At 45.1% G+C, this 24,953-nt stretch carries 21 protein-coding genes; 1 reads left to right on the top strand and 20 read right to left on the bottom strand.

The features are described from left to right. Nucleotides 1-76 precede the first annotated feature (76 nt). Entirely contained in the window at nt 77-499 is a 423-nt protein-coding gene (rraB, locus tag RH88_RS02045) for a ribonuclease E inhibitor RraB (protein WP_005593120.1), read from the bottom strand. A gap of 540 nt (nt 500-1,039) precedes the next feature. On the opposite strand from rraB, the gene arcA reads away from it, so the two are divergent. Further along, nucleotides 1,040-2,260, top strand: a complete 1,221-nt coding sequence (arcA, locus tag RH88_RS02040; RefSeq protein ID WP_005593119.1) for an arginine deiminase — start codon at nt 1,040-1,042, stop codon at nt 2,258-2,260. Between the two features lie 130 nt (nt 2,261-2,390). On the opposite strand, the gene tldD is transcribed toward arcA, so the two are convergent. The 19 genes from tldD to RH88_RS01945 form a co-directional block, all read right to left on the bottom strand. Then, on the bottom strand, nt 2,391-3,836 hold the full coding sequence (gene tldD, locus RH88_RS02035; RefSeq protein WP_005593118.1) for a metalloprotease TldD: 1,446 nt from the start codon (nt 3,834-3,836) through the stop codon (nt 2,391-2,393). A 9-nt stretch (nt 3,837-3,845) separates the two neighbouring features. Beyond that, nucleotides 3,846-4,664 carry a carbon-nitrogen hydrolase family protein gene (locus RH88_RS02030; protein ID WP_005593117.1) on the bottom strand — a complete coding sequence of 273 codons (819 nt, stop codon included), beginning with the start codon at nt 4,662-4,664 and terminating at the stop codon, nt 3,846-3,848. A 28-nt stretch (nt 4,665-4,692) separates the two neighbouring features. Further along, nucleotides 4,693-8,565, bottom strand: coding sequence for a YhdP family protein (locus RH88_RS02025; RefSeq protein WP_081467353.1), 3,873 nt, complete (start codon nt 8,563-8,565; stop codon nt 4,693-4,695). A 10-nt stretch (nt 8,566-8,575) separates the two neighbouring features. Beyond that, nucleotides 8,576-10,045: a ribonuclease G gene (rng, locus tag RH88_RS02020; protein WP_005593115.1), complete on the bottom strand. Its 1,470-nt coding sequence runs from the start codon at nt 10,043-10,045 to the stop codon at nt 8,576-8,578. Between the two features lie 19 nt (nt 10,046-10,064). Next, nucleotides 10,065-10,625 carry a Maf family protein gene (locus RH88_RS02015; protein ID WP_005593113.1) on the bottom strand — a complete coding sequence of 187 codons (561 nt, stop codon included), beginning with the start codon at nt 10,623-10,625 and terminating at the stop codon, nt 10,065-10,067. A gap of 2 nt (nt 10,626-10,627) precedes the next feature. Continuing rightward, the gene (gene mreD / locus RH88_RS02010; RefSeq protein ID WP_005593111.1) at nt 10,628-11,116 is read right to left on the bottom strand and encodes a rod shape-determining protein MreD; all 489 of its coding nucleotides are present in this window, start codon (nt 11,114-11,116) and stop codon (nt 10,628-10,630) included. Next, nucleotides 11,106-11,993: a rod shape-determining protein MreC gene (mreC, locus tag RH88_RS02005; RefSeq protein ID WP_005593109.1), complete on the bottom strand. Its 888-nt coding sequence runs from the start codon at nt 11,991-11,993 to the stop codon at nt 11,106-11,108. Before mreC ends, mreD begins: the two co-directional genes overlap by 11 nt. Nucleotides 11,994-12,052: 59 nt before the next feature. After that, entirely contained in the window at nt 12,053-13,096 is a 1,044-nt protein-coding gene (locus RH88_RS02000; protein ID WP_005593107.1) for a rod shape-determining protein, read from the bottom strand. A gap of 152 nt (nt 13,097-13,248) precedes the next feature. After that, nucleotides 13,249-16,704 carry a DUF6701 domain-containing protein gene (locus tag RH88_RS01995; RefSeq protein WP_005593105.1) on the bottom strand — a complete coding sequence of 1,152 codons (3,456 nt, stop codon included), beginning with the start codon at nt 16,702-16,704 and terminating at the stop codon, nt 13,249-13,251. After that, nucleotides 16,704-17,216: a hypothetical protein gene (locus tag RH88_RS01990; protein WP_005593104.1), complete on the bottom strand. Its 513-nt coding sequence runs from the start codon at nt 17,214-17,216 to the stop codon at nt 16,704-16,706. The genes RH88_RS01995 and RH88_RS01990 overlap by 1 nt, the downstream gene beginning before the upstream one ends. Further along, nucleotides 17,206-17,958: a PilW family protein gene (locus RH88_RS01985; protein ID WP_005593103.1), complete on the bottom strand. Its 753-nt coding sequence runs from the start codon at nt 17,956-17,958 to the stop codon at nt 17,206-17,208. Before RH88_RS01985 ends, RH88_RS01990 begins: the two co-directional genes overlap by 11 nt. Further along, nucleotides 17,958-18,518: a prepilin-type N-terminal cleavage/methylation domain-containing protein gene (locus RH88_RS01980; RefSeq protein WP_005593102.1), complete on the bottom strand. Its 561-nt coding sequence runs from the start codon at nt 18,516-18,518 to the stop codon at nt 17,958-17,960. Before RH88_RS01980 ends, RH88_RS01985 begins: the two co-directional genes overlap by 1 nt. After that, complete coding sequence (locus tag RH88_RS01975; protein ID WP_005593101.1) at nt 18,518-18,985, bottom strand: prepilin-type N-terminal cleavage/methylation domain-containing protein; 468 nt, start codon at nt 18,983-18,985, stop codon at nt 18,518-18,520. Before RH88_RS01975 ends, RH88_RS01980 begins: the two co-directional genes overlap by 1 nt. A gap of 121 nt (nt 18,986-19,106) precedes the next feature. Continuing rightward, nucleotides 19,107-19,595: a type II secretion system protein gene (locus RH88_RS01970; protein ID WP_005593100.1), complete on the bottom strand. Its 489-nt coding sequence runs from the start codon at nt 19,593-19,595 to the stop codon at nt 19,107-19,109. A gap of 36 nt (nt 19,596-19,631) precedes the next feature. After that, the gene (locus RH88_RS01965; protein ID WP_040757807.1) at nt 19,632-20,207 is read right to left on the bottom strand and encodes a prepilin-type N-terminal cleavage/methylation domain-containing protein; all 576 of its coding nucleotides are present in this window, start codon (nt 20,205-20,207) and stop codon (nt 19,632-19,634) included. Nucleotides 20,208-20,287: 80 nt separating this feature from the next. Continuing rightward, nucleotides 20,288-20,767: a hypothetical protein gene (locus tag RH88_RS01960; protein WP_005593098.1), complete on the bottom strand. Its 480-nt coding sequence runs from the start codon at nt 20,765-20,767 to the stop codon at nt 20,288-20,290. Continuing rightward, the gene (locus RH88_RS01955; RefSeq protein WP_005593096.1) at nt 20,751-21,971 is read right to left on the bottom strand and encodes a type II secretion system F family protein; all 1,221 of its coding nucleotides are present in this window, start codon (nt 21,969-21,971) and stop codon (nt 20,751-20,753) included. The genes RH88_RS01960 and RH88_RS01955 overlap by 17 nt, the downstream gene beginning before the upstream one ends. An 8-nt stretch (nt 21,972-21,979) precedes the next feature. Next, on the bottom strand, nt 21,980-23,704 hold the full coding sequence (locus tag RH88_RS01950; RefSeq protein WP_005593095.1) for an MSHA fimbrial ATPase MshE: 1,725 nt from the start codon (nt 23,702-23,704) through the stop codon (nt 21,980-21,982). Beyond that, entirely contained in the window at nt 23,694-24,953 is a 1,260-nt protein-coding gene (locus tag RH88_RS01945; protein ID WP_005593094.1) for a tetratricopeptide repeat protein, read from the bottom strand. Before RH88_RS01945 ends, RH88_RS01950 begins: the two co-directional genes overlap by 11 nt.

The raw sequence follows: 24,953 nt of genomic DNA, 5'->3' as shown, positions 1-24,953 counted from the left end.
ATATGTATGGTTAAATAAAACAAAATTAAGATAAAAAAAACCTCACCATGTGGCGAGGCTCTCATTTATTCTCACTTTATTCGTCATCAAAATCGTCTGGGTCTTCATAGTCTTCAGAATCGTATGGGTGCTCATAGTACGTACCCCAACCATCATAGATGATGTCATATTTTTCAGCTAGATGAACCAGTTTAGACACTTGCTCATCAATCGCTTCTGGATTCAATGCTGATTGCATTGTCGCATCGCAACAAAGTAGCTTTTTGCCATCTTCGTCTTCTGTTTCTTCAGCTTCTAAAACTTCAAAGCCCATCTTAAATGCTTCAACAACCGCTTTTTCTAGCGTGTCGAAATCTTCAGCAAATAGATGATGCTCGATTTCATATAGCGCATCTGGATCACTGCCATCTTCAAGCAATGCTTGGATAATATCGCGAGTCTCTTCCTTTTGAATCTCGATTAATTCTTCTACCGATAGATATTCATCTTCATGAGACATAATAGCGCTCCAGAGTGTGATAACAGGGATGATGATTTCTTGCGACGAAATATCGCATGGATCAAAAAAAAATTCCACCTAGAAACAGGACTAGCAACGATCTTTATCCGAATTTAAACCGCTTTATCGCGAAGATCCTCACCAAAAGGATCTAAATCCCCCCTCTTCGGCTGCTATTGGTCAATAATGATGAAATCAGCAGATCATATCGATCACTCAATCCGCCCTGAAGCATACATTTCGCCTGATTATGAGTATTGATTGCATAGTTCACAGTCAGCCTTTACGTCATATTCCCCTTCTTCCCCCGTGTAAGTAACGACTCCCCCATACAAGCTAAATGAACTCGATGAATATTAACGCATCACTAATTACATGGAGTTAAACCAATTTTTAAGACCAATTCACTAGCCAACTATAAAACCCCAGTCATATAACCAAGATAAAGGGCGATATAAAGTATTAGATATTAATTACAGACTTGCATCTTTCTCGTAACATTGTCATAAATAGAATAGGAATTAGATGTAAGGATACATAATGAGTAAGTTGTATGTAGGCTCAGAAGTTGGTCAATTAAAACGAGTGTTGCTCAATCGCCCCGAGCGTGCACTCTCTCACCTCACGCCATCGAACTGCCATGAATTGTTGTTTGATGATGTCTTAGCAGTAGAAGAAGCTGGGAAGGAACATGACGAGTTTGCCAATACATTGCGCAGACAAAATGTCGAAGTGTTGCTGCTGCATGATCTGTTAGTCGAGACTCTTACCGTACCAGAAGCCCGAGATTGGCTGTTAACCACGCAGATCTCCGATTTTCGTTATGGGCCAATGTTTGCCCGCGACTTTCGTTGCTATCTAAGTGAAATGGATAACGAGCATCTCGCTTCAGTCTTATTAGGTGGTCTCGCCTATTCAGAGCTGCCGTTTAAATCAGCCTCCATTTTACCCAAGTTGCACCGCTCGCTCGATTTTGCGATTGAACCGTTACCTAACCATCTCTTCACTCGCGACACCTCATGTTGGATTTATGGTGGCGTATCACTCAATCCAATGATGATGCCAGCTCGCCAACGTGAAACTAATCACTTGCGGGCCATTTATCACTGGCATCCTGTCTTCGCCGGACAGGATTTTATTAAATATTTTGGTGATGAAGATCTTCATTACGATAATGCCAACATTGAAGGCGGTGACGTGCTAGTGATTGGTAAAGGCGCGGTATTAATTGGTATGTCAGAACGGACGACAGCACAAGGGGTTGAAAACCTAGCGGCGCAATTATTTAAACATAACCAAGCAAAACAAGTCATTGTGGTTGAACTGCCAAAAAGTCGCTCGTGCATGCACTTGGATACAGTAATGACTCATATGGATATCGACACGTTTTCCATGTACCCCGAAGTGATGCGTAAAGATCTCAATACTTGGGTTTTGACCCCTGAAGGTGACGGACAAGTGCATGTCGAATCGGCCCCTAACCTCATGAGTGCGATTGAAGATGCGCTGGGGCTGAATGCACTGAACATTATTACCACGGGTGGGGATAGCTATGAAGCTGAACGAGAACAGTGGAATGATGCCAATAATGTACTGACCGTGAAACCCGGTGTGGTAATTGGATATGAACGTAACGTTTATACCAATGAAAAATATGATAAAGCGGGTATTACTGTATTACCGATACCGGGTAATGAGCTTGGCCGTGGTCGCGGTGGTGCACGTTGTATGAGCTGCCCAATCGAACGTGAAGGGATTTGAGAATAAAGAGCGAGAAGCGAGAAGCGAGAAAAGAATAGAGTGAAAAAAGGGCTAACGCAATGACGTTAGCCCTTTCAATTAATCAGTGTCAGAACCCAAGCGATCGCTTTTCAATTCTCGAAACGAAGCGTTATTCTGTACCGCCAACGGTGATTGAATCTAGCTTCAAGGTTGGCTGACCCACACCAACAGGGACACTTTGACCCGCTTTGCCACAGATACCAACACCGCGATCGATACTAAGATCATTACCCACCATTGAGACTTGCTGCATCGCTTCAAGACCAGAGCCAATTAAGGTTGCACCTTTCACTGGTCGAGTGATCTTACCATTTTCGATCAGGTAAGCTTCTGAGGTCGAGAAAACAAACTTACCTGATGTGATATCAACCTGACCACCACCAAAGTTTGGCGCGTATAGACCTTTCTTCACAGTTGAGATGATCTCTTCAGGCGTATGTTGACCCGGTAGCATATAAGTATTGGTCATACGTGGCATTGGTAAATGCGCGTAAGATTCGCGACGACCATTACCCGTAGGGGCAACACCCATCAAACGAGCATTCAACTTATCTTGCATGTAACCTTTCAGCACACCATTTTCAATTAAGGTGTTGTACTGACCTGCGACACCTTCATCATCGACATTCAATGAACCACGCAGATCTTTTAAGGTACCATCATCGACAATAGTGCACAGGTTTGACGTCACTTTCTCACCAATACGACCGCTAAAAACGGACGATTCTTTACGGTTAAAGTCACCTTCTAAACCATGACCAACCGCTTCGTGAAGTAGGACACCTGGCCAACCAGAACCCAATACTACCGGCATTGTACCAGCCGGTGCTGCATCCGCGTCGAGGTTAACCAATGCCATACGAATCGCTTCATCAGCGTATTGGTAGGCAACGTTTTGACCTTCGATACTCGTTAGGAAGTAGTCATAGTTGAATCGACCACCACCACCTGAACTACCACGTTCACGGCGATCACCTTTTTGCGCTAATACCGTTATCGACAAGCGCACCAATGGACGCACATCGCCAGCGTAAGTGCCATCGGTTGCCGCCACCAGCATTTGCTCATGCAAACCGCTTAGGCTAATTGACACTTCTTCAATCAAGGGCTCTTTAGTGCGGATATAAGCATCAAGCTCTTTCAGCAGTGCGGTTTTCTTCTCTTTTTCCCAGCAGTTCAATGGATTTACAGCTGCGTAATACGCCTGATTATCAAAACGCTTAAAAGCTTGAACCTTGCCGTTTTGACCTTGCTGAGCAATACCGCGAGCAGCAATTGCACTCTGCTTTAAACCATCCAACTGGATTTGGTCAGAGTAAGCGAAACCGGTTTTCTCACCCGTTACGGCGCGTACGCCCAAACCACAATCAATATTGAACGAACCATCTTTAATGATGCTATCTTCCAGCACCAAAGACTCATGCCAACTGGACTGAAAATAGATATCAGCGTAGTCAATTTGACGAGTGGCAATGCTCTCCAATGTATTAGCGATGTCTTGTTCGGTCAGACCGCCTGGTTTGAGTAGCGCATCTTCTACGTGATTAATTGTCATATTTCACTCTTAGTTTTTAATTTGATTAGTAAAGCGACTATGCGTCAACACCGGCATCGCCGCTCTAATCTCATGTACTGCTTGCAAATCCAGCTCAACCAATAAGTTACCTGGCATTTCGTCTAAGCTGGCAAAAATTTCGCCCCATGGCGAGATCACCATTGAATGTCCCCATGTTTGTCGTCCACCTTGATGGACTCCAGTCTGGTTAACCGCTACGACCCATGACTGGGTTTCAATTGCGCGTGCGGTGAGTAATGGTTGCCAATGGGTTCGTCCGGTTACAGCCGTAAAGGCCGCTGGTACCACGATGACATTAGCACCACGCTTAGCCAATTCGCTAAATAACGGCGGGAAGCGCACATCATAGCAAATCGTCAGACCAAGGTGGGCAAAAGGTGTTTCGATAGTGACGATTTCACTGCCCGCTGCGAAAGTTTCTGATTCCCGATAGCGCTGATGACTGTCTGCAACATCAACATCAAACATATGCAGCTTATCGTAATGGCTCACCAACTCTCCATCACTATTAAACACCAGTAAAGTGGTCGACACGCCATGTTCGCGTTGAATCGGCAAACTGCCCATCACAATCCAAAGCCGATGGCGACGAGCCATTTGAGCAATCTGAGCCTGAATTGGCCCCTGATTTAACGGCTCCGCAAAATAGTGATAGTCGCTACGTGAACCAAACACCACTGCGTTTTCAGGCGTAATAACCCAAGTCGCACCTTGCTCAGCTAAGGCAGCCACTTGTTGTTCAATGTAGGCCAGATTCGCTTGCGGATCTGGCCCTGAGGTCATTTGTATAAGTCCAACTCGATCCATGAGTTCTCCTTGCTATATCAGCGTCCTTTTACTTCACCGCATCGCGTAGTTTTTTCGGTAACTCAAACTCGCCTTTACTACGTGAAAGCTCTTTTACGACCGGAGCATCCAATGGCCCTTTAACTTCATAGTCCACCTGAGTAAACACCTCAACCACAGGGGCAATGACCGTCGTGATCGCTAACACATAGAGCGCCGTTTGTGGTGTGACAGCAAAAGCGGTCAGCACCGGAATGCCCGAGGTAATGTCAGGGACAAAATTCACTTCCGCATCAACAGTGCGATTATTTAGATTGGCGAGGCCTTTGATGGTCATCTCACCCGCAATCGCATCCATCTTGATGTTATTAGTGAGGAAAATACCGTTCTTAATCTCACCACTTCCAGTAATCGAGTTAAACGCCATCCCATCATCAAATACATCACTAAAATCGAGCTGCATTTTACGAATAATTGAATCTAAGCTAAACAAGCCCAATAATTTCGCCGCGCCACTGACATCGGAAATCATGCCCTTACCCAGCTTTGAGTTTACCTCGCCAGATAGGGAGCTGACCTTCATTGACCATGGTGCACCATTCCACTCTAACTTGGCCGTAATATCATAAGGGGCTTTTTGAATCCCAGACGAGATACCAAAACGCTCCATCACTTCACTGTTATTATCGCCAGCCACTGATAGTTCAAATTGAGTATGACTTTGTTCGCCGTCCAATAACCACGAACCATGCATATCAACTTTACTACTGCCACTTTCTAGTGACAGTTTTTTCCACTCCAAGCGATTACCTTGACGTTGCAGATCCAGATGAGCGGTACCCAACTTGTACCCTTGTACCCACAAATCATCGATCGCGAGCGTTATGTTAGGTACTTTCTGATGGAAGCTACGATCAAAAGCCGAAATCAATGGGGAGCTTTGGTCTTCCGCTTCAAATAAGCGCTTACCTTTAAAACTCTCTTCTTCAAGCATAGGAATAAACACGTGCAAACGCTCAAGTTTTACTGAGAGATCATACGGTTCAATATAGCTTGCTTCTCCTTTCGCCTCTTGACTAGAAAGGTTCATGTGCCAACCAAGATTTTTACGCTTAGCGTTAAACGCCACATCATTCCAATCAATTTCCGCCAGCTTGAGTTCATCAACATTCAGATCAATTCGCTCAGGGCTTGGAATGGTGGGTGTGTTTAATTGTGCCAATACAGACTGATTTCTCGGTGCTGGTTGACTCAATGCCGCCAGCCACGCATCAAGATCAAATTGCGGCGCTCGTATTTGCAGATCGTGGCCTACTATCGGGCTGATTTTAAAACTGCCTTTGCCCAACACCATATTGCTCGCCGTCAATACAGGAGTCTGTGGACGAATATCAATTTCGGTTTGATATTTAAAATCAGGTAACTGCAAGCGTGCAGTAATCGATTCCTGGTTACCTGACGCTTGCAAGTGAGCCTTTCCTTGCTGACCGACTTGTCGATTAAGTGGATAAGGGTAAGTACTCGCTAACATCTGTAAATCAGCGCTGGCATCGACTTGATAAGTAAAGCCGACATCGTTGAGCTGTATATCGACATTGGTTTGCCAAGGCAAATGCCCAGTGACAGGCGCTAGCCATTGCGCGCCAACGTATGGCGCTAATGGTTTCACATCCCAATCGCCCAATACATCAATGCCGACACGATAGCCGCTGCCTTCATTTTCACCATTAAAGTCAATCGAAACTGGTTGAGCTAATAACTGAGCCGATAAGCCCGCCGCTTTTACTACATCATTATCGAATTCAATTCGTCCCGATACCGTTTCTAATTGCATTGGCGGCGTATCAATCGTGACGTGATTGTTTTTCAGCTCAGCATAACCCCAAGCGCGAGTATCATAATCAGAAAAAGGGACGACCAATTTGAATTCAGAGCTCACTAACCCATCAACCTGAATAGTGGTCAGCGCAGCGCCAACAGAGTCCACCAGCGGAGAAGCCATCATGTAATCGCGTACCGCATTGCCCTGACCATTGGCCGATGCCTCAATTTCAATATGACCATTTTCAGCAAGATCAGGAATACGCCCCGTAATACGAGTCGCGTTAACGCCCATCAACTTGGCACTATGAGAATCAAGATGCATCGCTTCATTTTGAAACAACAAGTCGAGTTGTAAATCGGTCACCGCAGGCCAACCAGTATCAAAACTGAATTTACCTTGTTGCACCTCAACCCAGACCTGGAACATACCGTTGTTTTTTTGGTAAGGAAACTCTGCTAGTTCGCCATACCAAAGCACCTTGGCGGTCTTGGCTTTGCCACCTTGAATTGCGGTTGAGAGGTAATCGGTTAGCTCAGCACCTAACGCAGGTGCAGGCAGATATCGCCATGTTTCACCGGCATTAAATACATCTGCCTCAGCATACAATGATAGGAATGGACTTTTCCCAGTAGGGAAATCGAGTCTAAATGCGCCGAGTACTTGTAAATCAGGTGTGGCAGCCGTAATTTTATCCGCCCATAAACGCCAACCTTGTTGGCCAAGGTTTTGCCAAACCATATCAATTTCGGCTTGCTTGATTCTTAATGGTGCTTGGAATACATCGCCATAAGGGAGTTGGTCATCAATAACACTTAGCTTTGCGCGTGCCTGATGATAGTCACCACTCACATCTGCTTCGAGATGATTAATGCCAGGAACCAATTGCCATTGCTGCACCTTACCTTGCGCAAGTTTGGCTGAATACGTCAGTGACTCAAACTCTTTCCCCATCGCAACACGGATATCTTCAAGCTCTCCACCCAGTTTTAATTGCTCTAGAGTTTGCGTGAGAGAATCTGAATCCGGCGCCAACTTCACTAAAGGGGCGATCGCAGCAATATCCAGTTGGGAAATATTTAAACGCCACTTATCCTCTTGCCAATTAAAGGCAACATCCAATTCAGGCCAAGAGTTATCATCGGTTCGCAGTTTTAGTGAGTGAGCATTTACTTGCCAACCCTCATCGCTTGGTTCCAGAACAAAAACACCAGATTCGAACATCAATTCATGACGTCCACCTTCTTGCCAGACTAATTCTGATGGCAACACTTCCACATAAGCGCTCGTCGGCTTACTGCGATTAAGCGTTAGCCAACTATTTAAACTAACCTGACCTTTTTCAATCCCTGTTTCATGCTGTAGATACCCCGTTAACCATGGCGTGATCAGAACATTTTCGGCTGAAAGATAAAATTCACCCGTGACATCAACTAATGAGCCGTGATCAACGAAGTTACCTATCACATCCAGCGAGTTGAGCTGAGTCTCTGCAATCGTCACCTCACCTTCAACTGCGTGGTAACGACCTTCATTTTTCCATTTAAGGTTTTCAATATCCAGTTGGCGATCTTCACCATTCACCGACATAAACTGTACGGTCGAGTCTTCCAGTGCAAATTTATCTAACTGTCTCAGCAATAACTTATCGAGTTGTTCAATGACACTTTTCTGTTCGCCTTTGGGGGAAAATTGTCGGCTTTGCTCCGTATTTTCCCACTGAATAGCACGAACATCTAACTTGAGATCGTGGATATTAAGGTCAGCAATGACTGGCTCTAACTGGAACAGAGACTGGAATAGGTCGAATTCAACTTCAACCGTTTGCGCTGAAAAATCGATACCACTGCCTGCGGGGGTTTTAGCCCGAACATTCGACAGTGCAATAGAAGGGTGGGTATTGCGCCAAAAACCGCTGATTTCACCAATTTCGAAGTCCAGCCCGCTGCCTTGGTTTACCCAAGTCTGGATCTGTGTTTGAAAATGGTTTAACTGCGGTAGAGTAATTCGCAATGCAGTGACCGTAATGGCTAACATTGCCAATACGGTCACACACATCCAAAGTAACGCTCGTGCTATACGGTTTACGGTTTTGCTCACAATCGTCCCGCTACATCATCACAACGTCAAATTGCTCTTGGATATAGAGCGGTTCTGCTTGAATTTTCACTTGTTTACCAATAAAGACTTCTAGCTCAGCCAACGCGTGTGACTCTTCGCCCTGCAGCGTTTCGGCTACCTTTGGCGAAGCGTAAACAACAAACTTATCAGCATCGTAGGCACGGTTTACTCGCGTAATTTCACGCAGAATTTCGTAACAGACTGACTCGACTGTTTTAACGCTACCGCGACCTTCACAGGTTGGACAGGTTGAACACAATACATGTTCAATGCTTTCACGCGTTCTTTTACGCGTCATCTCAACCAAGCCTAAGTTGGTAAAGCCATTGATGTTGGTTTTAACGCGATCTTTATTTAATGCGTTCTCTAAAGAAACCACCACACGTTTGCGATGATCTTCCGACAACATATCAATAAAATCGATAATGATGATGCCACCCAGATTACGTAAACGCAGCTGACGAGCAATCGCCTGAGTCGCTTCTACGTTGGTATTAAAAATGGTCTCTTCAAGATTACGACGACCAACAAAAGCACCGGTATTAATATCAACCGTTGTCATCGCTTCCGTTTGATCAATGATCAAGTAACCACCCGATTTCAGCTCCACCTTGCGATCAAGTGAGCGCTGAATTTCATTCTCGGTATCGTACATATCAAAGATCGGCTTATCGCCTTCATACAGCTCTAACTTTTCCGTTAGCTCTGGCACATACTCTGAGGTGAATTCTTTTAGGTTTTCAAATTCCAGACGTGAATCGACAAGAATTTTCGTCAGTTCCGTACCAACGAAATCACGTAAAATGCGCTGTGACAGGCCAAGTTCACCATACAAAGTGGCTCGAGTTTTGTATTTACTACGACGCTCTTTGACCTTCGACCACAAACGCTTTAGAAAAGCGGCGTCTTGTCCGAGTTCTTGTTCATCGGCACCTTCTGCTGCGGTACGGATAATAAAACCACCGTCTTCATCACAGTAGTGCGCGACAACTTTCTTCAGGCGGTCACGCTCTTTCTCACTTTCAATGCGCTGGGATACGCCCACATGGCTTGCACCTGGCATAAAGACTAAGTAGCGTGAAGGCAGGGTAATGTCGGTGGTCAGGCGAGCGCCTTTGGTTCCGAGCGGATCTTTAACCACTTGCACCACGATATCTTGGCCTTGACGAACCAACTCTGAAATATCGCGAACTTGGAATTGTTTCTTTTCGTTTTCCGCCACACATTCGGTGTGAGGGACGATATCTGAGGCGTGCAAAAATGCCGCTTTATCTAAACCGATATCGACGAAAGCAGCTTGCATACCCGGCAAAACTCGACTGACTTTGCCTTTATAAATATTGCCGACAATGCCGCGTTTGGCTTCTCGTTCGACATGAACTTCTTGTAGTACTCCACCTTCGATCATCGCTACGCGAGTCTCGCTTGGAGTTACGTTGATCAACAACTCTGCACTCATGAGCGCACCTCAATGTAAATTATAAAAATTTGTGCAAGAGCTGGTCCGTTTCAAACAATGGCAGGCCAACTACGGCGTGATAACTGCCTTCGATTCGAGTAACAAATCGTCCTCCCAATCCTTGGATCGCATAACTGCCCGCTTTATCGCATGGTTCGCCACTTTGCCAATATTGTTCAATTTCTAGTTCGGACAAAGGCTTAAACCATACATCAGTGATCACGACGACCGTCTCTTGCTGCTGTTTGGTTGCTACCGTGACGGCTGTCATCACTTGATGTGCTCGTCCCGATAGCTGTAATAACATTTGTTTGGCATGCGCAAGATCAGACGGCTTCTCCAGCACATTCTGATCGCATACCACGATAGTATCTGACCCTATCACAACAGATTCAGCAGGAGCCCTTGCCACTCCTGCCATGGCTTTATCTAATGATAAGCGAGATACATACTGCTGCGCAGTTTCATTTGTTTGGCGCACCTCTTCTACATCGGTGCAAATCACTGAGAATGGATATCCCAACTGGGTGAGTAGCTCTTTACGACGCGGAGAACCTGACGCTAAAACTAAATGACTCATGCTTACCTCACATGCCAGCGGCGTCTAACACGACGCATTAATAGGAACATCCACGGCCACAAAATGCAGTTAATCAAACCCGCCCACAATGACATTGGATTGAAAGCGATATCTTGAATCAGGTATTCACCAAAAAAGATCATCACTTCTAGCGCGATTGACAATAAACCAATCACCATCGCTTGCTGCCACAATGCCATATTGCGTATCACGAGGAAATTCAATGCGACAATGTAGATCAGGATCGCCATCATCATGCCACGAATACCAAGGGTAGAACCTAGCAACAGATCCCAAAGCAAACCTAGAATTAATGCTGTACCCACGTTAACACGATGCGGTAGCGCCAGCACCCAATAACAAGTCACCAGCAATAACCAAGAAGGACGTAATACATCCAACACACCCGGCCAAGGAATGGTCTGTAAGGTCAGTGCGATAATGAAGGAGGCAATGATCACCATCTTGCCTCTAAATAAACTACTCGCCATTCGCGCTTACCTCAGCCATATTATTTGGATCCGCTTGTTGTACTTTTTCTTGGCGAGAATCACTTGGCCAAATCAGAAGCAAATAGCGCAGACGATCAAAATCAACCACCGGATCGGCTTCAATCAGGGCAAACTCTCGATGGCTATCACGTTCAACATTGGCGATATACGCCACTGGGTATCCTTCTGGGTAAACACCGCCAAGTCCTGACGTCACTAATAGATCACCTTGCTGAATATCAGTGCTGATTGGAATGTGATCGAGATGGATGGTATCGACCTTGCTGTTACCAGAGGCAATCACGCGAATATCGTTGCGGATCACTTGTACCGGAATAGCACTATTAGAATCGGTGAGCAGCAACACACGGCTGTTGTGCGCGGAAACGAAGGTCACTTGACCAACGATGCCTTTTTCATTAGCCACCGGCTGACCAACATAAACACCATCAATTAGGCCTTTATCAATCACCACTTGATGGCGATAAGGTGAGGTATCGACCGCCATTACTTCCGCAACCATCTTACGTTCATCACGGACGAATGATGAGCCAAGCAGCTTGCGCAGACGTTGGTTTTCTTCTCGGTATTGATCTAGCAGCAATACATCGTTTTTAAGACGCAGCACTTCACGTTTTAAAGTACGGTTACTTTCCATCACGTCTTGACGAGCATTAAAGCGCTCATAGAGGCCATCAAACATAGTACGTGGGACATCCGCCATATACTGGATCGGAGCCACTATACTATTCAATAGATAGCGTACTTGAGCGAAAGCGCCTAAACGACTATCAGCCAGCATAAGGCTGGCTGATAAAATCACGGCGAAAAATAAGCGTAATTGAAGTGAAGGTCCTCGGCCAAAAATAGGCTTCATTGATTCTGAGTTCCTTTAATCTTTCTTATTTTGCCCAAGCCACGCTTGGGCATCAGCGATTATTCTTCGCTAAAGAGATCGCCACCATGCATGTCGATCATTTCTAATGCTTTACCGCCACCACGAGCCACACACGTTAGTGGGTCTTCTGCGATAACCACTGGAATACCCGTTTCTTCAGTCAAAAGGCGATCGATATCTTTCAGTAGCGCACCGCCACCGGTCAATACCATACCGTTTTCTGAGATATCTGAAGCAAGCTCTGGGGGACATTGCTCTAGAGCAACCATCACCGCAGAAACGATACCAGTTAGCGGCTCTTGCAGCGCTTCTAGAATCTCGTTTGAGTTTAAGCTAAAGCTACGTGGTACACCTTCTGCAAGGTTACGGCCGCGAACTTCGATCTCTTCGACTTCATCACCAGGGTAAGCTGAACCGATTTCGTGTTTGATTTTTTCAGCAGTCGCTTCACCAATCAAGCTACCGTAGTTACGACGCACGTAGTTGATGATCGCTTCATCAAAGCGGTCACCACCGATGCGCACAGAAGATGAGTAAACCACACCGTTTAGTGAGATAACCGCAACTTCAGTCGTACCACCACCGATATCGACCACCATTGAACCTGTTGGCTCAGAAACACGTAGGCCAGCACCAATCGCTGCCGCCATTGGCTCATCAATGAGGTAAACTTCGCGAGCACCCGCGCCTAGCGCAGATTCACGAATCGCACGACGCTCAACTTGCGTTGAGCCACATGGCACACAAACCAGCACGCGAGGGCTTGGTTTTAATACGCTGTTATCATGCACTTGTTTGATAAAGTGCTGCAGCATTTTTTCAGTCACGTAGAAATCGGCAATCACACCGTCTTTCATTGGACGAATCGCTGAAATATTACCAGGCGTACGGCCTAGCATCTGTTTTGCAGCATGACCGACGGCAGCAACACTTTTGCCTACGCGGTTACGGTCTTGTCGAATAGCAACGACTGAAGGTTCGTCAAGAACAATACCTTGTCCTTTAACATAAATAAGGGTGTTAGCTGTGCCTAAATCGATTGAAAGGTCATTCGAAAAAATGCCACGAAGTTTTTTGAACATATTCTTCGCTCGTCCTGAAAGAATTAGAAGATAAAAAATTGGTTTAAATGTACCAATGCCTTGCCATCACAGCAAGGCATTGTCTAATAAAGATGGAGTGAAACCCGCAATTTCTAACAGTTTCCTTACTTAACGCAGATTTTTGACAATCACTAAAGTCCGATTAAGCCTGATTCACCACGGAAAATGATCTTATCGTTGCCGCGGAAGATCCCGAAAGTCACTACTGTTGATGGGTTGCTCTCATCGGAAGAAGTAGTGTCCCAATGATACTGGAACCATGGCAGTTTATTTATCGAATCATCCAGTTCCAACCAAGCTTGAGTTTGCTGTCGAACAAGGTGTACTTGTTTCGCGATGATAGAACGAGAAGCCCCCTCATTCACAACACCACCAAGTGAAAGATTTACTTCCGTATTTTTATTTACGTCGTTCTCATCCGTCCACAATATTTGGTTGTTAGAAACAAGATTAGAACCTTTAATGTCAGCCTGACTATCATCAGTATTGGTAATAAATCGGCTGCCATTCCAGAACTCAACACGCAATGGAATCGCAATGCCCTCATTATTTACCACTCCACCAACACTATTTAACACGACTCGACCAAAACGAATATCTGGTTGCACGGAAAGGCGTCTTGGATCAGGAACCAATGTCGACACACTCTGATATTCCACTGGATCGGGATTGGATATTGATGATTCAGTTATCGAAATATCTGTCGTTATACCACCACTTTTATTGAAAGGACCATCTTCATAACCCGTCGTCGTTGGCGCTTTTTCCCAGCACAACTCATCTTCACACACTGAGCTTGGGCTGGCATTGTTTACAGAAAAAGTGCCAATGCTACGTGAGGCATCAAGATACCAAGACTTAGTTAAAGGTAATGAATTAAAACGATCTAAAAAAGCGGGTTCAAACAAGTCAAAACCAGCCGTAACACTTGCTTCAAATGAGGCATAATTCTGTACTGCGTTACCCATTGCATTCAATGCTTCAACCTGAAAGCTAACCCCTTCAAAAGGCTGATTCATATAAATAAAGCTCTGCTCATCAAGAGAAGGAGTTCCTGGATAATTCCATTCAGGAGTACCGACTGTTCGGAAGTATTTAGGGTAAAAACGTCCAAGATCTTTCTCGCCGGATTGAATCGCCATACCTAAATATTGGTCACTCACTACGTTAAGTTTGATCTGCCCAACTTCACTCCACTTAAGATCATTAAATGGATAATAGCCATTCAAGGCTGAGGTATAGCTTGTGGTCGTCGTGCCAGCTAAGACTCCAGTTTCACCACCACTCGGTAAATTCAAACTATGCGTTAACGAGATTTGAATATTACCCGCGCCCCCTTTAGCAAAGTTTTTTGTAATCAATGATGAATTGCAGTAAGCGTCATTTGTCGCGATAGAACCAGATAAGGCTCCGCCACTTTGCCAACGAATTGGTAAAGCATTGATCGCAAAATTATCACCAGCCGCCACAAAGCCAGCACTACTTGGGTTGCTAATATCACCGTTAGGTAATGGGGCCATATCGGCACGGCAGAGTGCAAAGGTCCATGGGCGAGCCTTAAATTTCAGCTCACCTGTTATCGCTTGGGTTTGACCTGTTGGGCAATCTTTAACATCTTTTCCGAAATCATCACAACGTATCGTATCTGTCAATTGACCGACATACTGACCCGCTTCATCGAACTTTAAGTTAGCAAGCGTGATGCCATTGGTGAAATCAGCCTCGAGCGATAGATGTTTACTGTTATCCACCCATTGGTTAGGGATAAATGAAGAATTATTTAGATTATCTTCGGTCAGTTTTTTGCTGTAGTTGCCCGTAATCGTCTGATCATCTTCGCTACACGCTAATACTGACATCGTAATATTGGTCGATTTGCCCGCAATTAACTCTTTCTCTTTACCATCGTTTATATTGAATTTTACTGGGGCAAAAACAATATCACTATCATCATTAACGCTGCTATCACCGACCGCATGCGCTTTTACAGGAATAGGGCCGTAATCATTGCCCGCCTTACTACTGATTTGATATTCAAAGCGACCATTTACGGTATCAAAACCCGTCAGTGTAAAGCCCAAAGCATTGAGCTCCGCACTATAGAGAGAAACACGAGCACTCCCTATATCGGTAATTGGATTATCGTCCCTATCAAACACCTCAACATAAACAGACTTATCCCCTTGGCATTGAAGGTACATGTTATTAGGTACGATATTAATGCGGGCAATTTTAGGGGTAGATGGGGTATAGCAATCTAGATCACCTCGTCCAATCGTATTTAACTCACCAGCGAGATCGACTGTATTGGCGCTAACACCACCGAGTACAATATTGTTACGCCCGGTAAAAGCGAAGCCATTCGTTCTATTCACTGAACTAGGGTCTACATAAATATGAGCATGAATTATAGAATCACTGACATTGACTCTAGGACCGCTTGGTGGCACATACCGTAACCTAAATTCAGAATTCTCACCAATTCCGATAAACAGTAACTTACTGCTTCTATCGTCATAGCTATTATCATCTGGATCATGGTTTATATTGATACGATGGCCTGTAAATGCAATTTTTGCATACTTTATCTGGGTATCTGAACTTACGAGCAATTTTGCGTCTTCAGCCAGCTCTATATAACTGACCTCATAACTGCCCCCCGTAAGCGTGAGTGTTTGCCCATTAGCGACTTTGATCTCTTTATAACGTCCAGCATCAACATCACTACATGTATGATTATTTCTACAGTTAATCGCAGGGTATCGATCCATTGAATCGGGCATTGTACCAATATTCGGTGGGTAGTTATCAATGGGCAAAGTCGAAGTGATCGCACAGCTCACGAGATCCCCATCCGGTGCCTGGCAATATTTCACACCAATTGTTGTACTGGAAAAAAAGAATTTACTGTTTTTTGCTGGTAAAAGTACTTTATTTTCTAAGCCTTGAAAGGTTGGAGAAAATACAAGAGAACCATTTGGAGATCCAAAATGGACATTATTGGTTTGTACCACATTTGGTACGTAGGGACAGATATCAAGTTTAAATTCTGGTGGGTTGACCACTGGAGGCTCTCCAGAACTACAACGTAGACCATTCAGATCATCATCATCGTCATCGTCTATCTCACGTAAATGCAATGCACGAGCTCGATGAGCAGTGTATGACAACGTTAATGATTCGGTACGCTGTTTTTCCCATGCTCCTGTACGTTCAATATAGTAGGTCATATCACCGATATAATTATTACCAGAATGACCAGTCACAACAAAATCAAAACGCAACGCAACGCCGTCATCGTCATCAATCGAGGCGTCGTAGAATATCGCATCCTCCTCATCATTTGACCAAAGTTTAATCTCCGAACTATTAAACTTATCAGTAAGATAAAGCACATCATCATCAAAACGGTCGTCAGTACTAGGCTTTTTCCTTTGCATAACTCGCTGTGAATCCGAAACGTTACCGTAATTAACGTAGATTGAGAATGACTCTTTCACATTCACCTGGCAATATTCGATCACATCATCATCCGCCAAAACAGCGGTACTGAACAAGGACAAAACTAATAGAAAAACCATTTTCATTATTCTGACTCCCTTACCCAAATTTCTTCAGCTCGTTCCACTAAACTTTTTCCTGAGCCACAAGTGACTCGCGCTGTCAGTTTAAAATAATTCATTCCTGCCAATGAGCCGATACTTTCACAACGATTAGTCTTCATCTGACAACTTTTTTTGTCACTAAATATCCGATGACCACTACCATCAACTTCGACAAAACTCGGCGTCGGCATCGTCACAACACAGGCCGTTTCAATGTCCGTAACCGTATTGAGTGGATAAAGCACAGTCAAAGAGGCTTCATTTACGGACTGCGCCAACAACCACGCTTGGGTGCCTAATACATCTTTGGCATAACCATCCGCATTCGACCATTGAATTCGGCTTAATGTACTGGCAAGAAAACCCATCACGACCAGCACAAAAATAACCACGATATACAGACTGCCTCGTTGATAGCGCAGCCTTTGCCAACCACGCGGTTTAAAGCCTGTTTTTTTACCTGCCAATTTCCAAGTAGTATGATTATGGGACATTGAGCACCTGCACATCTTGTTGGAAATGCGTCGATTCGCCATTTTGCGTGAAAGCGAGATCAATATGCACCACGCCATTATGTTGAACCGTCGCAGGTGTATAACTGAAAGTGCCCGTTACTGCGACTGAGCTGCGATCGGTCAACGGCATTAACGTTGGCGAGACAGTTTCATCCCCTTCACCGCGCACCACTCGGCCATCAAGAATGCAATAAGAAATACGACGCTTAGAGTCGGTGATATAATGGCGATTCACCACGGAGCCCCCCACAAGTTCGGTACTAGTATCCGGCAGCACAAAAACCGCTTCGGTCGGAGATGGTTGTTTAACGTCGATTAAAGGAAAACTATTATCGAGATCGGCGAGTGTTTCGTCTGAATCTAATGTTCGAGTCGGATTGATCAATAAACGTTTAGTATCTAGGGCACTGGTATTGGCCGAGCTATCGCCAACAATAAAAGTAATATCGGCGCCAGAGACGGCATAGAAACCAGATGAAACAATCGGATAAAAAGAAACGCAGTTACTTTGGTCGACAAAAATATTCGGTACTGCATGACGCACTTCACGCGTCATTTTTTCTAAAATAAATTTGGCTTGAGTTTGTACCCGCTGTCTATCAATACTATCGGCGTAACCCTTCATACCAAGCTCAATAAAGCCCGCGATACCTAGTACCAATATGCTACTGACTACCATGGTCAATACCATTTCAACTAAAGTAAAACCTCGCTGTGTCATCAGTAGTTCCCCCGATACGCAATAAACTCAATCGGTGCTTGAGTGCCAGCAACAATCACTAGTGTAATTTTTTTTAAGGTGACACTTGAGCTGTTGGGAGAATATGCCACCGCTATTGTGACCTGAAAATTATGGTAGGCACTGTCATTTCCCGATGAAATCAGCTGATACAAATCGTTCTCGCAACTTGTATTCGGTTTCGCAGACCAACAGCCAATAAAGTCATCGACATCATTAAATTGGCTTGGTGTTTCAAGAGCCCCAGGGGAAACTTCATCCGGTCCAAAACCTGCTTCACTGGTGCAAATAAGTGAGCCCGTATCTATCGAAGCACTACAACGAATTGCACCACCGAGCTCCAAACTATTTTGATCAAAGTTGCGCGCTAAAATCTGCGTCATCAAACTTTGTCCTAGCGCTTTAGCCCGAGATTGATAATGAGGATCAGCCGATTGGCTTACTTGAGGTAACAGAAAGCTGGTAATAGTGACCATGGCGAGCGCCATCACGACCATCACAATAATGCTTTCTATTAGAGTAAAACCACGAGATGTCTTCATTAAAAACACCCCGAGGTAGAAATCAGGCCATTAGGGCAAACAGAAACAACAGCGCGGCTATTGCTGGCTTGAATTGCAATCGCGACCCCAGCACTAGCACTGCCTAGTGGGTTGCCGAGTAAATCAAACTCAATAGCATTAATGTTGGGTGTAGCAGAGAAGCTCACACTGTCATCACTGACCCAATCACTACGACTTTCGCTGGGACTCGTACAGGACTGTTTTGAGCCAATACAAGACGAGGATATTGATAGCACAAAACTATCATTTAAAGCACTGGTATTGGATTGCATGCGATTAAGCTGCACTTGACGGGCAACCGAGATGACGGAATCTTGAATGGCGAATGCAGAAAAACTGCCCACGCCGATATAACGGCTAGCAGCATACGCAGAAATGATGGCCAGTAGGATGATCACGACGATCAATTCGACCAAGGTAAACCCCAATCCTTTGCGAGTTTTCATTCAACCTTCGTCAGTGAGAAATAAACTTTAGCAGTATACCGTAAGGGATTAAAAATGCGGTGATTTTACAGAAATTTTGAGACAGGTATAAAAAAGGCCAGCAAGGCTGGCCTTTTTTACATTAGTTTGCACTATCACATTGATTATCTGTGTTATCGACCACTTGAGCAGATGCTGGTGTTGATGCATTTGCTGCCTCAGTATAACGAACACAAGATGTTGTATAGTTAGGTAAACCAAACGTTGCAGCTTTAGGCGAGGAGCCGGTCACAAGCTCAATAAATTCAAAATCAGAACCGATACCTTGAACAATTGCGGAAATTGATGCAGATGTAGCTTCTGGATATCCAAATACAGTATTGATATTGCCAGAACCAACACCAGAACTTACAGCTACAGGGCCAGCATTGCTTTCTTGACCTGCGATAGCTGCTTTACCATAAATCATTGATGATGCACCTTGTATCGCACCAGCTAGGCCTTCCAACGTCGCATCTCGCGCATCGTCTTGTAGGTTAAGGAAACGTGGTGCTGCAGTGACTGCTAGAATACCTAGAATAACAATCACCACCACTAGTTCGATAAGGGTGAAACCACCTTGTCTTTTCATAGTATCAATCTCTCTATTTTAAAATTATTAGCAGTACTACTGCAGGGTTACGGTCACACGACCGGTTTTGATTTCATACTCAAACTGATGCGCAGTGCCACCTTCTTGTTGGATATAAATACAAGAGCTAGCAGAGGTATCCGCTTGAGCGGAATATTTCACATTTTTGTCCGCTTTCGCGTTCTCTACAGTATCAACTTTCGGAGGATTCTGAAGCAAGTTCTCCATCAACAATATGCAGGTTGATTCTGATACATTGGTCGGAAAAACCGTATTTCCGTCCTTAACCGTGATTGGATAGCCATCACGAAAGCCGGTCTCTTTACCCTCAGCAGATTCCGAGCGAGTTAACCAAAAATCGACGCCATCGTAATTAACGAAGTTTTGCTTTTGACTGTTTTCAGTAATCGATGGACGCGCTTCGGCTTCCCACTGCGCACGAGCCGAAAGAACACCTGTAGCAAAACCGCCCGCGACGCCTTCAATGCTGGCTTTTTTCGCCTCATCGGTTACATCTAAAAAACGAGGTAATGCGGCAACCGCCAATAATCCGACTACAACAATCACTACGACAAGCTCAACTAATGAGAAACCAGTTTGTTTATTGTTCATAATCATCTCAACTCGCTTTTTGGTATGGCGTATTATACGCCTATTTTGTAACAAAGTAACTCAACAAGTGTCAAAAAAACTTATTCTGACGAAAAGCTGACGCTTACGCTAAACTTATTATTCTTTAGTTCGACATATATCGCATCTTCATTACTATATGAATAGTGACATGAAAAATCTAATGCGCTTGAATTATCGGTAATTTTATTAGGTAAAGATTCTAAAACCTTCCTTTCAGGGTAAAGTACCTCCAACCAATAGCGACAGTCGGTTTTATGTGGCATTTTCTGCGGAATAACCCAACCATTATGAGTAAAAGACAGTGAGGCCCCTTCAATACTTAACCACTTTGGCTGACCAGACAATAGCCACTGCTGCTTATAATAATTGGCTCTTTCCAATATGCGCTTACTCGCAACTACCAATGCCGTATCACTGGCCTCTCGCTCCACTTTGTTCCACGCCATCGTAAAAGCCAGCAAGATAACCAACAAAACCACCAACCAAATCACCCATCTGGAACGTTCAAGATTGGCGAGTAAATTACCCTTTGATGGCATCCAGCATTCCCCACATAGGCAAAAAGATACCCAGCGCCAAAATCAACACCATACCCGCTACAACAACCAACAATAGTGGTTCAATACGCGCGGTGAGTGTTTTTAAGTCGTAGTCGACTTCTCGATCGTAAAAATCGGCCACTTCAATCAATAGCTCATCAATACGACCGGTCTCTTCACCGACCGAGAGCATTTGAATCACCAGTGGCGTAAAGATTCCCGTCGCAATCGCAGTATTAGAGATGGAACCACCCGCTTCAATGGACGATTTCATTTCCATTAGACGCGCTTCTAAGTATTTATTCCCTAAAGCCTCAGCAGACAATGACAACGACTGGTTTAACGGCACACCTGCTTGTAACATCAAAGCAAAGGTACGTGAAAAACGCGCTAACTGCGCTCGGTTAACCACCCCACCCACGACGGGCATTCTCAGGCGGATCTTATCCCACTTCTCACGCCCTTCCTCGGTCTGTAGCCAAGTGCGAAAAGCGAATAAACCACCAAAGATCATCGCGACCATCAGTGCCCAGTAATTAACGAAAAAATCCGAGGTTGCAATCAAAATACGTGTCGGCAATGGTAGGTCTACGCCAAAACGACTAAACATGCTGGAAAACTGTGGGATCACCTTGACGTTCAAAATGAACATCGCCAATAAAATAAAGCTAATTACAAAAGTTGGATAACGCATCGCGGTTTTGATTCGCTTACGAGTTTCTAACTCTTGCTCATAATAATTGGCCAATTGCAGTAAAGCGTCATCCAAGCGACCGGTATTTTCACCCACGCTGAGCATGGAAACAAATAAGGGGCTAAAAACGGCTGGGTGCATTTGCATTGATGCCGAAAGGCTACGCCCATTGGTGAGCTCATTGGTGACCTCTTCCAACGCCTCTTTGAGCTGCTTATTGGAACAGTTTTGCGTTAACCCTTTCATCGCGCGCATCAGTGGCACGCCTGCTTTGGTCAAGCTGTACATCTGACGACAGAAGATCACCAAAATATCCAGTGGTACTGCTGGGGTAAACAGGGCTTTTAAATCGATATTAAACCCTGACGCTTTTTTGCCTTCACGCAGCTGTGTCGGGATGACCCCTTTTGCCATCAACGCTTCTGCAGCCAATTCCGCCGTACCCGCATCAATATTACCCGACACTTTATTGCCGTCGAGAGTACGTCCTTGATAATGAAACTGTGCCATAGCGTTCCCTACAAGTAGATAGCTTGAACGCTACCTGTTGAGTCACCTTCACCAAGGTTCATGACCTCGTCAAAGCTCACCACACCTTGCAGCGCCAATTCCATTGCCGAAGCAAGTAACGGTTTATAGTTTGCGGAACGACGGGCAATTTGCGCAAAACCTACTGCGTCGTTAGCGCGCAGGGCATCCATCATATCTTGCTCTAATTCTAGAATTTCAAACACACCAATCCGGCCACGATAGCCAGTTAAGTTACAGTTCTGACAACCTCGGCCACGAACAAACTTAGCCTCAACTTGATTGGGGAAACGTTGCATCAACCACTGACGCGCCCCATCATCAACATGATGATCAGTTTTACAATCAGGGCAGACCTTACGCACTAGACGTTGTGCGACGACGGCGCGAACCGCACTCGCGACTAGGTATCCTGGTGCGCCCATATCCATCATACGCAACGCGCTATCAACGGCATCGTTGGTGTGCAGTGTACTTAACACTAGGTGACCAGTCAGTGCCGCACGCAAGCCAATCTCTACCGTTTCTTGGTCACGCATCTCACCAATCAGGATAATATCGGGATCTTGACGCAAGAATGTACGCAGTATGGTGGAGAAGTTTAAATTAATCTTGCTGTTGACCTGCACTTGGTTAATGCGAGGCAGACGATATTCAACCGGATCTTCCGCGGTAATGATCTTCTTACCCGGCTCATTCAATTCACTCAAAGCACCATATAAGGTCGTGGTTTTACCTGAGCCAGTAGGGCCAGTAACCAAAATCATACCGTGTGGTCGACGCAGTTGGCGACGTAAGCGCTCAAGCAACGCCGGCGGCAAACCTGATTCATCGAGGTTACGCACCCCAGACGATTGATTAAGGAGACGCATCACCACCGACTCACCGTATTGCACCGGCATGGTCGACATACGAATATCAACTGACTGGCCTTTGGCTTTAATATTAAAGCGACCATCCTGTGGCAGACGTTTCTCGGAGATGTCTAAGTTCGCCATCAATTTAAGGCGCAATACCAATGCCGGCGCGACATTAACCTCATTCAGCAAGGTTTCATGCAACACACCATCAATACGTTGACGCAGGCGAAGTACATTGGAATCGGGTTCAATATGGATATCCGACGCTCCGACTTGGATCGCATCTTCAAACAATGAGTTGATCAGTTTTACCACTGTCACTTCATCGCTGTCTTCATCTTCAATACTGAAATCAAACGCATCGGTCACTTGATGCTCAGCTTGCAACTGCTCAGCAAATGATGCAATTTCTTTGGTACGGCGGTAGTAGCGATCAAAGCCATCAACCAGTTGATTCTCTGGTGCGATAACAAATTCAATCGCATATTGAGGTAATTGAGAAAGCAGCGACTCTTGAGCAAACAAGTCCGCAGGATCACTCATCGCAACTCGTAAGGTATCCAAGTTACGACCGATCACCAACGCCCTTAGTCGGCGAGCATGCACCTCTGGCAGCAGCTGTACCGCATCAACATCGACGTTCATACGGCTAAGATCAATCAAAGGCAAATCAAGCTGTTGCGAGAGGAATGTTAGCATCTGCTTCTCGCTCAAAAAGCCGAGATCAATCAGAGTTGCCCCCAATTTACGCCCAGTCGCCTTCTGTGCTGCCAGTGCTTGCTCTACTTGATGCTCACTAATAATGCCTTCTTCAACCAGCAAGTCACCGAGGCGTTTACGTAACTTAATCTGCACTTGGCTGCTCCTCTAATCGGTTTAACACACTCAAACGGTCACGAATGAACTGCTGAGATTGGCTAGAGACACCCACTTTAGTCAGTGCCTGCTGGTAAGCTTGCTTAGCACCTTGCAACTCGAACGCTCTCTCTTGCTGAATCGCATAGCCAAGCCACCAGCGGCCGTTTTCCGGCTCAATAGTGACTAATTGTTGATAGCTTTCCAATGCCAATTGGTCTTGATTATTCTTTTGTGCTAATGCTGCACGCAGTGATAAGTAATCACGGCTTGGATTGGCAGGCAAATAAACCAAGGGGGTTAATGCCGCCGCGTTTTGTTGCTCTTTAAGCAATAATTTCGACAGGGCCAAACGAACGTTCATATCATCGTTATCGATCGCAATGCCTTTTTGCAGCAGATCAACCGCCTTACGCGCATCCCCTTTGCCATAATACAAAGCCGCTAATGTTTGACGGACTTTACTGTCTCGTGGGGTATAACGCAGTGCATCATTATATTGTGCAATTGCCTCAGCCAAATTATTGGCATCAAGTGCTTTTTTAGCCCGCTCTTGAGCCTTAAATGAAAGTTGCGTTGGCGTTAATTCCACTTGCTCAACAACAATGGCACCTTCCTCAACAAAATGTTCAGCCGCCGAACGTTTCAATTGTTCTGGACTGTTGTTGGCCAACGATAGCGGCTGTTCATTCAGCGATGTTTCACTCATGACGTGATTATCGAGTGACTGCTCAGAGACATCCGCAAGTGGTGCGGTAATGGTATTGGACTGGACGATGGGTGATTCAACTTCAGGAGCTCGCACATTTTTTTCAGCGACCACTGCTGTTTGAGCCGTTTTTGACTTCACTTCCGCTCGCGGCGCATCATGGATAGCGGCCGACTTAGTCTCCGCTGGCTCACTCACTGCCGCGACATCTAGCTTCACCGGAGCGCTATAAATCGCCTCACTCGCTTGTGTTACTTTCGCGGTTGGCGAAGGCACATTAGTGATCACATCAAGCTCTGCAGCAGAAAGCGGAATTTGCTGAGTAATCGGTTCGGATGAGCTAGTCAGTGCGGTTTGCTCACCTGGAGCTTGTATGGAAATCGCCCAGCCACCAACCGCTAAACTCAAACTGAAACCACCTATCAACCACGGCAATCTTGGTTTTTGCTTAATCGTTTGAACCTGAACTCTCTCTATATCGTTAATCGACGTCGTTTGCGACTTTGATAACTCAGATAGCGCGTTATTAATCGCACTCAT

The organism is Vibrio scophthalmi LMG 19158 (genome assembly GCF_000222585.1).
GTDB classification, from domain to species: Bacteria; Pseudomonadota; Gammaproteobacteria; order Enterobacterales; family Vibrionaceae; genus Vibrio; species Vibrio scophthalmi.
The sequence above is the reverse complement of the archived record's forward strand: the minus strand, read 5'-3'. Positions and strand labels throughout refer to the sequence as shown.